We start from the raw sequence: 12670 nt of genomic DNA on the forward strand, positions 1-12670 counted from the left end.
ACATTCCACGGTCTAAAGCTCTAATGTCGTCTCTGGAGCTTGTCTATGGGTCGTTTTGTCTTTGTGAAATCATAGGCAGAACGCGTTGTTGGACCGATTATTTCGGTACGCTAGTTTGTCAAAAAAGTGCTATTTCGCAGGTTTGAAATGAGTTCCGAGAAAGATATAAAAAGCACCTGTTCTAAGTTTTCTTTATCTGTAGTAGCAGCTATCCTTGCCTCTGTTAGCGGGTTAGCTAGTTGCGTAGATCTTCATGCTGGAGGACAGTCTGTAAATGAGCTGGTATATGTAGGCCCTCAAGCGGTTTTATTGTTAGACCAAATTCGAGATCTATTCGTTGGGTCTAAAGATAGTCAGGCTGAAGGACAGTATAGGTTAATTGTAGGAGATCCAAGTTCTTTCCAAGAGAAAGATGCGGATACTCTTCCCGGGAAGGTAGAGCAAAGTACTTTGTTCTCAGTAACCAATCCCGTGGTTTTCCAAGGTGTGGACCAACAGGATCAAGTCTCTTCCCAAGGGTTAATTTGTAGTTTTACGAGCAGCAACCTTGATTCTCCTCGTGACGGAGAATCTTTTTTAGGTATTGCTTTTGTTGGGGATAGTAGTAAGGCTGGAATCACATTAACTGACGTGAAAGCTTCTTTGTCTGGAGCGGCTTTATATTCTACAGAAGATCTTATCTTTGAAAAGATTAAGGGTGGATTGGAATTTGCATCATGTTCTTCTCTAGAACAGGGGGGAGCTTGTGCAGCTCAAAGTATTTTGATTCATGATTGTCAAGGATTGCAGGTTAAACACTGTACTACAGCCGTGAATGCTGAGGGGTCTAGTGCGAATGATCATCTTGGATTTGGAGGAGGCGCTTTCTTTGTTACGGGTTCTCTTTCTGGAGAGAAAAGTCTCTATATGCCTGCAGGAGATATGGTAGTTGCGAATTGTGATGGGGCTATATCTTTTGAAGGAAACAGCGCGAACTTTGCTAATGGAGGAGCGATTGCTGCCTCTGGGAAAGTGCTTTTTGTCGCTAATGATAAAAAGACTTCTTTTATAGAGAACCGAGCTTTGTCTGGAGGAGCGATTGCAGCCTCTTCTGATATTGCCTTTCAAAACTGCGCAGAACTAGTTTTCAAAGGCAATTGTGCAATTGGAACAGAGGATAAAGGTTCTTTAGGTGGAGGGGCTATATCTTCTCTAGGCACCGTTCTTTTGCAAGGGAATCACGGGATAACTTGTGATAAGAATGAGTCTGCTTCGCAAGGAGGCGCCATTTTTGGCAAAAATTGTCAGATTTCTGACAACGAGGGGCCAGTGGTTTTCAGAGATAGTACAGCTTGCTTAGGAGGAGGCGCTATTGCAGCTCAAGAAATTGTTTCTATTCAGAACAATCAGGCTGGGATTTCCTTCGAGGGAGGTAAGGCTAGTTTCGGAGGAGGTATTGCGTGTGGATCTTTTTCTTCCGCAGGTGGTGCTTCTGTTTTAGGGACCATTGATATTTCGAAGAATTTAGGCGCGATTTCGTTCTCTCGTACTTTATGTACGACCTCAGATTTAGGACAAATGGAGTACCAGGGAGGAGGAGCTCTATTTGGTGAAAATATTTCTCTTTCTGAGAATGCTGGTGTGCTCACCTTTAAAGACAACATTGTGAAGACTTTTGCTTCGAATGGGAAAATTCTGGGAGGAGGAGCGATTTTAGCTACTGGTAAGGTGGAAATTACCAATAATTCCGAAGGAATTTCTTTTACAGGAAATGCGAGAGCTCCACAAGCTCTTCCAACTCAAGAGGAGTTTCCTTTATTCAGCAAAAAAGAAGGGCGACCACTCTCTTCAGGATATTCTGGGGGAGGAGCGATTTTAGGAAGAGAAGTAGCTATTCTCCACAACGCTGCAGTAGTATTTGAGCAAAATCGTTTGCAGTGCAGCGAAGAAGAAGCGACATTATTAGGTTGTTGTGGAGGAGGCGCTGTTCATGGGATGGATAGCACTTCGATTGTTGGCAACTCTTCAGTAAGATTTGGTAATAATTACGCAATGGGACAAGGAGTCTCAGGAGGAGCTCTTTTATCTAAAACAGTGCAGTTAGCTGGAAATGGAAGCGTCGATTTTTCTCGAAATATTGCTAGTTTGGGAGGAGGAGCTCTTCAAGCTTCTGAAGGAAATTGTGAGCTAGTTGATAACGGCTATGTGCTATTCAGAGATAATCGAGGGAGGGTTTATGGGGGTGCTATTTCTTGCTTACGTGGAGATGTAGTCATTTCTGGAAACAAGGGTAGAGTTGAATTTAAAGACAACATAGCAACACGTCTTTATGTGGAAGAAACTGTAGAAAAGGTTGAAGAGGTAGAGCCAGCTCCTGAGCAAAAAGACAATAATGAGCTTTCTTTCTTAGGGAGTGCAGAACAGAGTTTTATTACTGCAGCTAATCAAGCTCTTTTCGCATCTGAAGATGGGGATTTATCACCTGAGTCATCCATTTCTTCTGAAGAACTTGTGAAAAGAAGAGAGTGTGCTGGAGGAGCTATTTTTGCAAAACGGGTTCGTATTGTAGATAACCAAGAGGCCGTTGTATTCTCGAATAACTTCTCTGATATTTATGGCGGCGCCATTTTTACAGGTTCTCTTCGAGAAGAGGATAAGTTAGATGGGCAAATCCCTGAAGTCTTGATCTCAGGCAATGCAGGGGATGTTGTTTTTTCCGGAAATTCCTCGAAGCGTGATGAGCATCTTCCTCATACAGGTGGGGGAGCCATTTGTACTCAAAATTTGACGATTTCTCAGAATACAGGGAATGTTCTGTTTTATAACAACGTGGCCTGTTCGGGAGGAGCTGTTCGTATAGAGGATCATGGTAATGTTCTTTTAGAAGCTTTTGGAGGAGATATTGTTTTTAAAGGAAATTCTTCTTTCAGAGCACAAGGATCCGATGCTATCTATTTTGCAGGTAAAGAATCGCATATTACAGCCCTGAATGCTACGGAAGGACATGCTATTGTTTTCCACGACGCATTAGTTTTTGAAAATCTAGAAGAAAGGAAATCTGCTGAAGTATTGTTAATCAATAGTCGAGAAAATCCAGGTTACACTGGATCTATTCGATTTTTAGAAGCAGAAAGTAAAGTTCCTCAATGTATTCATGTACAACAAGGAAGCCTTGAGTTGCTAAATGGAGCCACATTATGTAGTTATGGTTTTAAACAAGATGCTGGAGCTAAGTTGGTATTGGCTGCTGGAGCTAAACTGAAGATTTTAGATTCAGGAACTCCTGTACAACAAGGGCATGCTATCAGTAAACCTGAAGCAGAAATCGAGTCATCTTCTGAACCAGAGGGTGCACATTCTCTTTGGATTGCGAAGAATGCTCAAACAACAGTTCCTATGGTTGATATCCATACTATTTCTGTAGATTTAGCCTCCTTCTCTTCTAGTCAACAGGAGGGGACAGTAGAAGCTCCTCAGGTTATTGTTCCTGGAGGAAGTTATGTTCGATCTGGAGAGCTTAATTTGGAGTTAGTTAACACAACAGGTACTGGTTATGAAAATCATGCTTTGTTGAAGAATGAGGCTAAAGTTCCATTGATGTCTTTCGTTGCTTCTGGTGATGAAGCTTCAGCCGAAATCAGTAACTTGTCGGTTTCTGATTTACAGATTCATGTAGTAACTCCAGAGATTGAAGAAGACACATACGGCCATATGGGAGATTGGTCTGAGGCTAAAATTCAAGATGGAACTCTTGTCATTAGTTGGAATCCTACTGGATATCGATTAGATCCTCAAAAAGCAGGGGCTTTAGTATTTAATGCATTATGGGAAGAAGGGGCTGTCTTGTCTGCTCTGAAAAATGCACGCTTTGCTCATAATCTCACTGCTCAGCGTATGGAATTCGATTATTCTACAAATGTGTGGGGATTCGCCTTTGGTGGTTTCCGAACTCTATCTGCAGAGAATCTGGTTGCTATTGATGGATACAAAGGAGCTTATGGTGGTGCTTCTGCTGGAGTCGATATTCAATTGATGGAAGATTTTGTTCTAGGAGTTAGTGGAGCTGCTTTCCTAGGTAAAATGGATAGTCAGAAGTTTGATGCGGAGGTTTCTCGGAAGGGAGTTGTTGGTTCTGTATATACAGGATTTTTAGCTGGATCCTGGTTCTTCAAAGGACAATATAGCCTTGGAGAAACACAGAACGATATGAAAACGCGTTATGGAGTACTAGGAGAGTCGAGTGCTTCTTGGACATCTCGAGGAGTACTGGCAGATGCTTTAGTTGAATACCGAAGTTTAGTTGGTCCTGTGAGACCTACTTTTTATGCTTTGCATTTCAATCCTTATGTCGAAGTATCTTATGCTTCTATGAAATTCCCTGGCTTTACAGAACAAGGAAGAGAAGCGCGTTCTTTTGAAGACGCTTCCCTTACCAATATCACCATTCCTTTAGGGATGAAGTTTGAATTGGCGTTCATAAAAGGACAGTTTTCAGAGGTGAACTCTTTGGGAATAAGTTATGCATGGGAAGCTTATCGAAAAGTAGAAGGAGGCGCGGTGCAGCTTTTAGAAGCTGGGTTTGATTGGGAGGGAGCTCCAATGGATCTTCCTAGACAGGAGCTGCGTGTCGCTCTGGAAAATAATACGGAATGGAGTTCTTACTTCAGCACAGTCTTAGGATTAACAGCTTTTTGTGGAGGATTTACTTCTACAGATAGTAAACTAGGATATAAGGCGAATACTGGATTGCGATTGATCTTTTAATGGATTGGAAGAGCTAACAGCAACCATTCTATCCCTAATCTCCCATCAGAGATTAGGGATTTTTTTTACTCTGAAATGGAGTGAATTAGAAATGTGATTATATTTTTTTTATTAGCTAGTCAATAAGTTGAGGAGAAGATAGAATTTTTCTCTTTTTTTTCGCTAGGAAACAAAATTTGTGCAGAAATAGGTCTGAGGCTGTTTTTTGGTCCATCTGCATGACGATCATTTAAAGGAGATTCGATGACTACTCTTCCCAATAATTGCACTTCAAACTCCAATTCTATAAATACTTTCACGAAAGATATCGAAATGGCAAAGCAGATCCAAGGCTCTCGGAAGGATCCTCTTGCTAAAACCTCATGGATCGCAGGATTGATCTGTGTTGTTGCTGGGGTATTGGGACTTCTTGCTATAGGAATAGGAGGATGTTCTATGGCTTCCGGATTAGGATTAATCGGTGCTATAGTTGCTGCTGTCGTCGTAGCCGTCGGTTTATGCTGCTTGGTATCAGCTTTATGCTTGCAAGTTGAGAAATCTCAATGGTGGCAGAAAGAGTTTGAGTCTTGGATAGAGCAAAAATCCCAGTTTAGAATTGTAATGGCTGACATGCTCAAAGCAAATCGGAAATTGCAATCAGAAGTGGAATTCCTTTCAAAAGGTTGGAGCGATGATACCGCAGTGCACAAGGAAGATGTGACGAAGTATGAGCAAGTTGTTGAAGAATATGCTGAGAAAATTATGGAGCTATATGAGGAAACAGGTGTTCTTACCATAGAAAAAATCAATCTTCAGAAAGAGAAAAAAGCTTGGCTGGAAGAGAAAGCTGAAATGGAGCAAAAATTAACAACCGTTACGGATCTGGAGGCAGCAAAACAACAATTAGAAGAGAAAGTGACAGATCTAGAGTCAGAGAAACAAGAGTTGCGTGAAGAATTAGACAAAGCTATAGAGAATCTTGATGAGATAGCTTATGAAGCGATGGAATTCGAAAAAGAAAAACATGGTATCAAACCAGGAAGACGTGGTTCGATATAGAAGAAGACGAATGTCTAATTCGTTGTTTTTTTAATAGAAGCCTGGCTTGTAGTAATAAGACCAGGCTATTTTTTTTGGATTCGTTAATCTCGACGACTTTCATCAATAATGGACTGAGTAAAGTCTTGAATCTCTTTGGAAATATTTTTAGCCAGCAGTTTGGTCTGTTCTGCAAATTCTCGTGTGTGGTGCTTAGAGTTTTTGAGTAGGGCTCGGCCTTTCTTCGTGCCGGATGTCTTGACGCGGAGAAGCTTTTTTCTGATTTGCATCCCACTTTTAGGGAGGAAAAGACTAGTAAGTAGTGTAGCTAGGAACCCTCCGAATAGGACGCCTCGCAACCATAAGCAACATTTATTTTTTTTAGGTTTTTGGCTTCTGAACATCCTTTTCTCCACAAACAAGGTTAATCTTTTTTTCTTATCAAGAGCCATGCGCATAGGGCTATAGCGGCAAGTTTGGCTCCACAAAGTAGGCGGCTGCTGCAACTATTTTCAGAGTCTTCATTATCCTCAAGTTCGTCTGCTAGCTGAGACATTTTCCGGTCGGCATACTTCTTGCGTAACCAATTTAGAATAAATTTTTTCCCAATCAATAGAGGTGCAAGCCAGCGAGCTTCGAAGTTAAATAGAGAAGAAATTCGACTGACAAGTTTCATAATCTTATGGAGCTTGAGCAGTAGGCAGATGGTAAAGGCAAAAATCAAGACCATCCCTAAAGAAAGCAGAATGCAACAGGCAACTAAAGCTTCTATCAAATAGGGGGTCATAAAAACAAAAAAAATAAATCATTTAGTTTTCGATAATTATTTTCTTACTTCTTATTTAAAAAGTGAATGGCCGTTTGAATTTTTGTTTGGTTATAAATAGTAAGCTATTGATACCCAGATTGATGTTTGAGGAAAGGTCTTAAGAAGGCGAATTGCAAAGATTTTGATAAAAATAGGGAATATTTATCTCTGAAAATCAAGGATCAGTTAGTTTTGAGCCAAAGGATATTCTTAGGGATAGAGCAATGACACGTGATGTGAGACAGCTATTCGGAACTGACGGAGTGCGAGGACGGGCAAACTTTGAGCCTATGACGGTGGAAACTTCTGTTCTCCTTGGTAAGGCCGTTGCAGGGGTGTTATTAGAGAAACATGCCGGTAAGCATCGCGTAGTTGTTGGTAAAGATACCCGACTCTCTGGATATATGTTTGAAAATGCTCTGATAGCAGGTCTTACTTCTATGGGGATAGAAACCCTGATGTTGGGACCTATCCCTACCCCAGGAGTGGCATTTATTACTCGAGCTTATCGTGCAGATGCTGGGATTATGATTTCAGCATCACACAATCCTTATCGAGATAATGGAATTAAGATTTTCTCTTCGGATGGATTCAAAATTGGCCAGGCAGTGGAAGAGCGTATCGAAGCCATGGTTGCTTCGAAAGATTTTGGGAAACTTCCTGATGATCATGCTGTTGGTAAAAATAAACGAGTCAAAGATGCAACAGGAAGATATATTGAGTATGCGAAGGCTACCTTCCCGAAAGGGAGAACGTTAAAAGGTTTGCGTATTGTTTTAGATTGTGCTCATGGAGCCACTTATCGAGTAGCTCCTTCCGTATTTGAAGAATTAGACGCAGAAGTGATCTGTTATGGGTGTGAACCTTCGGGATGTAATATCAATGCAGGGTGCGGAGCTTTATGGCCTTCTACCATTCAGAAAGCAGTTATTGAACACAAAGCAGATGTAGGAATTGCATTAGATGGAGACGGGGATCGTCTGATCATGGTTGATGAGAAGGGGCATATTGTAGATGGAGATATGCTGTTAAGCATCTGTGCAAGTGATTTAAAACGACGACAGGCTCTATCTGATAATCGTGTAGTGGCAACAGTGATGACCAATTTTGGTGTATTGCGTTATTTAGAAAGTCTGGGGATACAAGTTACAATTTCTCCTGTAGGAGATCGACATGTATTGCAGCATATGTTGGAAAATCAAGCTGTGCTTGGAGGAGAACAAAGCGGGCATATGATTTTTCTCGATTACAATACAACAGGGGATGGGATCGTATCTGCTCTTCAAGTGTTGCGTATTATGATCGAAAGTGAATCGACATTATCCGATCTTACAGCATGTATCGCAAAGAGTCCTCAAGCGCTAATCAATGTCCCTGTGACGAAAAAGGTGCCTCTAGAGTCCTTAGCTAATGTACAAGGGGTGCTCAAAGAAGTAAAAGAGGTCTTGGGGGATTCTGGACGTATTTTGTTAAGATATTCTGGTACAGAAAATATTTGCAGAGTTATGGTCGAGGGGACTAAAAAGCATCAAGTGGACTCCCTTGCTAAGACAATTGTTGATGTTGTAGAAGCCGAAATTGGAGCCGAGATTTCCGAATAAAAGGATCGATATGTGTGGGATATTTGGATATTTAGGAGAAAAGAACGCTGTACCTTTAGTTTTGGAAGGGTTGTCTAAACTTGAGTATCGTGGTTATGACTCTGCAGGGATAGCAACTCTTGTTGAAGGCCGCTTGTTTGTAGAGAAGGCTGTAGGGCCTGTAAGCCAGTTATGTTCTGCTGTTTCTTCTGATATCCATTCTCAGGCAGCTATAGGCCATACGCGATGGGCTACACACGGAGAACCTTCCCGCTTTAATGCACATCCTCATGTAGATATGGATGCGAGTTGTGCTTTGGTGCATAATGGAATTATTGAGAATTTCCAAAAACTCAAAGAAGAACTGGAAGAGCAGGGCGTAGTATTTTCATCAGATACCGATACAGAGGTTATCGTACAACTTTTTGCAAGGCGTTACAAAGAGACAAGAGATTTAATTCAAAGTTTTTCGTGGACTCTCAAACGCTTACAGGGGAGTTTTGCTTGTGCTCTCATGCACCAAGATCATCCTGAAGTTTTATTATGTGCTGCTCATGAAAGTCCTCTCATCCTAGGATTAGGAGAAGATGAGGTTTTTATTTCTTCTGATATCCATGCTTTTTTAAAATATTCTGGCTGTACACAAACCTTGGCTTCAGGAGAACTAGCTGTTTTACGTATAGGGAAGTCTATCGAGACGTACAATTTTGAGTTAGCGCGTATCCAAAAGGAAGTGCGTTGCATAGACCATACAGAAGATTCTTTGGATAAAAAAGGGTTTGATTATTACATGCTCAAAGAGCTCTATGAGCAACCTGAAGTCTTTGAGCGTATCTTACATCTCACGTGTGAAGAGAACGGTTTTACAGAATCTTTTTTAAAAGGGTTCTCTTTGGACGAGATTCAGAGCTTGCATATTGTAGCTTGCGGCTCTTCTTATCATGCCGGCTATTTAGCCAAATATGTGATTGAATCTATCGCTTCCATTCCGGTATATGTAGAAACTGCTTCAGAGTTTCGTTATCGTCAGCCATATATAGCAGAGCATTCGCTAGCTATTCTCATCAGTCAGTCAGGAGAAACGGCAGATACGTTAGCCGCTCTTAATGAGTTCCGCAAGTTGAGCAAAGCACGTGTTCTCGGGATTTGTAATGTACGAGAGTCCGCTCTTGCTTCTCGAGTCGACCATTGTCTGTTTATTGAGGCGGGATTGGAAGTGGGAGTCGCTTCTACAAAGGCATTCACAGCTCAGCTGTTGCTGTTGATTCTTTTGGGTTTAAGGCTAGCAAACCATCGCCAAGTCATTGCTCAGGAAGACTTAGCGCAAGCAATACAAGGTCTGAAAGATTTGCCAAATTTGACAAGACTTTTCTTAGATAGTTCTATTCATGACTGGCGTTGCCGACAAATTGAGGAGACGAGTTTTATTTTCCTAGGGCGACGTTTTATGTATCCAATTTGCATGGAAGCAGCTTTAAAATTAAAAGAAATTGCTTACGTAGAAGCAAATGCTTACCCTGCAGGAGAAATGAAGCATGGGCCTATTGCTCTTATTAGAGAGGGGACTCCCGTGATTGTGTATTGTGGAGATCGCTCTGTATACACTAAAACTATAGGAGCGATCATGGAGGTGAAGGCTAGAAAGGCCTATGTGATCGCTCTTGCTCCGGAATCCAATCGGGATATCGCTGCTGTCTCCGACGAGCAGATCTATATCCCCGATAGCCACGACCTTGCTGCTCCTATCTTATTCACGATAGCAGGCCAGATCATGGCTTACACCATGGCTTTACAGAGAGGAACCGAAGTAGATAGACCTCGGAACTTGGCTAAATCTGTTACTGTAGAGTAAAATCTACAGTTTTTTCTCTCTTGATGAATAGCATAAGCGTCTGTATCTTAGATGGAATCGAGAAGTCGCAAATCCATGCGACTCTCTAAAAAAGGTATTCTCATGATAAACAAAATGTTGGGCGGAGCCTTGCTTGTCGCAGGAACAACCATTGGCGCCGGAGTATTAGCCGTCCCCGTTTCTACCTCAGAAGGGGGATTCCTGCCTACGACGTTACTCTATATTGTTTCTTGGTTCATTGCTGTGGCTTCCGGGTATTGCTTTTTGGAAGTATTGACCTGGACACATTCAAGAAAGAATGTAAATATGGTCTCTATGGCAGAGTATACTTTAGGCCATAAAAGCAAGATCATTATGTGGTTGGTATACCTACTGCTCTTTTATTCCCTCTTGGTGGCTTATTTTTGTGATGGTGGGAATATTCTCATGCGAGTCATGGGATGTCGCAGTTGGGATACTCCTTGGATTCGACATGCTATGCCTGTAGTATTTTTTGCTTTGTTTTCCCCATTATTAATGGCGAAAACATCCATTATCGATCAATGTAACAGGGTTTTCGTTTTTGGCTTAGGAATCGCATTCGCTATGTTTTGCTATTTCGGTTTCCCTCTTATGAAAACGGATTTGTTAGTAAGATCTGCTTGGGGAGCTACCTTAAAAGGATTTCCCATTTTATTTTTGGCATTTGGATTTCAAAACGTTGTTCCTACGTTGTATCACTACATGGATAAGAACGTAAAAGATGTGAAGAAGGCCATTGTTATTGGAAGTTCGATTCCTTTGGTTCTGTACATCATTTGGGAAGCCATTGTGTTAGGAGCCGTTCCTATTTCTTTCTTAGAACAAGCGAAAGTAGAGGGATGGACTGCTATTGGAGCATTACAAACAGCTTTGAAATGCTCGGCTTTTTATGTTGCAGGGGAGTTTTTTGGATTTTTTGCTTTGATTTCCTCATTTATTGGCGTCTCTTTGGGTTTAAAAGACTTTTTTATAGATGCTTTTCAATGGGATGAGAAAAAGCGTAAAGTGGAAATCTTTTTCTTAGTTTTTGTTTTCCCTTTGGTGTGGGCTGTTTTCTATCCAGGCATTGTTTTGAAATGTTTGGAGTGCACCGGCGCTTTAGGTGAGACGATAGTTTTAGGAGTTTTCCCCGTATTGATGGTATGGAAAGGGCGCTACGGAAAGAAACGTTATTACGGTAAACGCATTCTTCCTGGCGGGAAAGGGACTCTCTTGGTTATGTCAGGGCTAGTGCTTCTTAACCTGGTGTTGATTGCCCAGAAGTTTCTAGGCTATTAATTCCTTCACTTCAAGTCTCAAGCTCGCATTCAGATTTCCTTTATGCGAGCTTTTTGTAAACAGATCGAAATGATGAAAGCGCGACTGTTTGCTAGTTGTTTTTCTCCATATAGTATAGATTGGATCGTATTTCGTAATGAGAAAGATTCCCCTATCAACATGAAAAAACAGGGGGAGGAGGATGTGTATGCGGAATAAGTGTGTAGGAGGAATTTTAATTGTTGCGGGGACTGTAATAGGTGCTGGTGTGTTAGCCGTTCCTATTTTGACAGCTGTAGAAGGGTTTTTCCCTGCCGTGGTGCTATATGTGCTCGCTTGGTTGGTTTCGTTAGCCTCAGGTTATGGCTATCTGGAGGTATTAACCTGGTGTAAGGGAAATAGACAGGCTAACTTATGCTCTATGGCTGAAGAAACTCTAGGGATATGGTGTTATGTTTAGTCTACCTGTTTCTATTTTACTCTTTACTTGTAGCTTATTTTTGTGATGGAGGAAATATTCTTTCTCGAGTGATCGGAGAGAGCTTTTTCTCCTATCCTTGGATGCGACATGTCATGCCCCTTTTATTTTTCTCCCTTTTTGCACCTTTGCTGATGGCAAACACTTCTGTTATTGATTATTGCAATCGGGGGTTTGTTTTTGGCCTTATCTTTGTTTTTGGGCTTCTCTGCGTATTGGGTGTGCCGCGTATACAGGGAGAACTGCTATTGCGAGCTTCCTGGTTTTCCTCTCTTAATAGCTTGCCTATTTTCTTCTTAGCATTTGGATTTCAGAATGTGGTGCCCTCTTTGTATCACTACTTGGATGGGAATATTCGTGAGGTTAAACGTGCTATTCTAATAGGGAGTTTGATTCCTTTAATTCTCTATATTGCTTGGGAAGCTTTGGTTTTAGGGACGGTTCCCTTAGTCGACTTGCTAAAAGCTAAGGATTTAGGGTGGACTGCTGCAGGAGCTCTTCAAGGATCTTTAAAGAATTCTGCTTTTTATATTGCCGGGGAATTATTTGGATTTTTTGCTTTGGTTACTTCTTTTATAGGGACTGCGTTAGCATTAAAGGACTTTTATATAGATATTTTTAAATGGGATGCTCGTAAGAAACGGGTATCTTTGTTCTTTTTAGTTCAGGTATTTCCTTTAGTGTGGGCTATTTTTTATCCCGAGATTGTTTTGTCTTGTTTACGCTATGCTGGGGGGATAGGGGGAGCTTGCATTATCGTGTTATTCCCAGTAGCCATGTTATGGAATGGACGCTATGGGAAACGGCGTTGCTTTGGTAAAAGGATATTGCCAGGAGGAAAGACCGTTCTATTAATTCTAACAGGATATACTGTGTTAAATCTTGCAACCCTGTATTATACGTTTTAGAAAGAA

8 protein-coding genes and 1 pseudogene are annotated in these 12670 nt (G+C 41.4%); 7 read left to right on the top strand and 2 right to left on the bottom strand.

Annotation, left to right across the window (positions count from 1 at the left end; all coding sequences use genetic code 11):
- The first annotated feature begins 147 nt into the window (after positions 1 to 147).
- Positions 148 to 4743 (top strand): autotransporter protein PmpD, encoded by a 4596-nt coding sequence (gene pmpD / locus CTA_RS04440; RefSeq protein WP_011324878.1) that lies wholly within the window; start codon positions 148 to 150, stop codon positions 4741 to 4743.
- 243 nt (positions 4744 to 4986) lie between these two features.
- On the top strand, positions 4987 to 5781 hold the full coding sequence (locus CTA_RS04445) for an inclusion membrane protein InaC (protein WP_011324879.1): 795 nt from the start codon (positions 4987 to 4989) through the stop codon (positions 5779 to 5781).
- 83 nt (positions 5782 to 5864) lie between these two features.
- Here the strand turns inward: CTA_RS04445 and CTA_RS04450 are convergent, their stop codons facing one another.
- Entirely contained in the window at positions 5865 to 6164 is a 300-nt protein-coding gene (locus tag CTA_RS04450) for a YtxH domain-containing protein (protein ID WP_009872198.1), read from the bottom strand.
- A gap of 20 nt (positions 6165 to 6184) precedes the next feature.
- Positions 6185 to 6547 (bottom strand): hypothetical protein, encoded by a 363-nt coding sequence (locus tag CTA_RS04455; RefSeq protein WP_009872199.1) that lies wholly within the window; start codon positions 6545 to 6547, stop codon positions 6185 to 6187.
- A 245-nt stretch (positions 6548 to 6792) separates the two neighbouring features.
- On the opposite strand from CTA_RS04455, the gene glmM reads away from it, so the two are divergent.
- From glmM to CTA_RS04475, 5 genes and pseudogenes are all read left to right on the top strand, one after another.
- On the top strand, positions 6793 to 8169 hold the full coding sequence (glmM, locus tag CTA_RS04460) for a phosphoglucosamine mutase (RefSeq protein ID WP_009872200.1): 1377 nt from the start codon (positions 6793 to 6795) through the stop codon (positions 8167 to 8169).
- Positions 8170 to 8179: 10 nt separating this feature from the next.
- Positions 8180 to 10000, top strand: a complete 1821-nt coding sequence (glmS, locus tag CTA_RS04465; protein WP_010725356.1) for a glutamine--fructose-6-phosphate transaminase (isomerizing) — start codon at positions 8180 to 8182, stop codon at positions 9998 to 10000.
- Between the two features lie 102 nt (positions 10001 to 10102).
- Positions 10103 to 11299, top strand: a complete 1197-nt coding sequence (locus CTA_RS04470) for an aromatic amino acid transport family protein (protein ID WP_009872202.1) — start codon at positions 10103 to 10105, stop codon at positions 11297 to 11299.
- A gap of 42 nt (positions 11300 to 11341) precedes the next feature.
- Complete coding sequence (locus CTA_RS04945; RefSeq protein WP_009872203.1) at positions 11342 to 11497, top strand: hypothetical protein; 156 nt, start codon at positions 11342 to 11344, stop codon at positions 11495 to 11497.
- Positions 11481 to 12664: pseudogene (locus tag CTA_RS04475) on the top strand (aromatic amino acid transport family protein). The gene CTA_RS04945 and the pseudogene CTA_RS04475 overlap by 17 nt, the downstream one beginning before the upstream one ends.
- Positions 12665 to 12670: the final 6 nt, after the last annotated feature.

Source organism: Chlamydia trachomatis A/HAR-13 (assembly GCF_000012125.1).
Taxonomy (GTDB): domain Bacteria; phylum Chlamydiota; class Chlamydiia; order Chlamydiales; family Chlamydiaceae; genus Chlamydia; species Chlamydia trachomatis.

What these genes read in the sequence shown, in the direction of transcription:
- CTA_RS04445 (WP_011324879.1), top strand. Translation starts at nt 4,987, where the DNA reads ATGACTACTCTTCCCAATAATTGCACTTCAAACTCCAATTCTATAAAT.
- CTA_RS04450 (WP_009872198.1), bottom strand. Translation starts at nt 6,164, where the DNA reads ATGTTCAGAAGCCAAAAACCTAAAAAAAATAAATGTTGCTTATGGTTG.
- pmpD (WP_011324878.1), top strand. Translation starts at nt 148, where the DNA reads ATGAGTTCCGAGAAAGATATAAAAAGCACCTGTTCTAAGTTTTCTTTA.
- glmS (WP_010725356.1), top strand. Translation starts at nt 8,180, where the DNA reads ATGTGTGGGATATTTGGATATTTAGGAGAAAAGAACGCTGTACCTTTA.
- CTA_RS04455 (WP_009872199.1), bottom strand. Translation starts at nt 6,547, where the DNA reads ATGACCCCCTATTTGATAGAAGCTTTAGTTGCCTGTTGCATTCTGCTT.
- CTA_RS04945 (WP_009872203.1), top strand. Translation starts at nt 11,342, where the DNA reads ATGCGAGCTTTTTGTAAACAGATCGAAATGATGAAAGCGCGACTGTTT.
- glmM (WP_009872200.1), top strand. Translation starts at nt 6,793, where the DNA reads ATGACACGTGATGTGAGACAGCTATTCGGAACTGACGGAGTGCGAGGA.
- CTA_RS04470 (WP_009872202.1), top strand. Translation starts at nt 10,103, where the DNA reads ATGATAAACAAAATGTTGGGCGGAGCCTTGCTTGTCGCAGGAACAACC.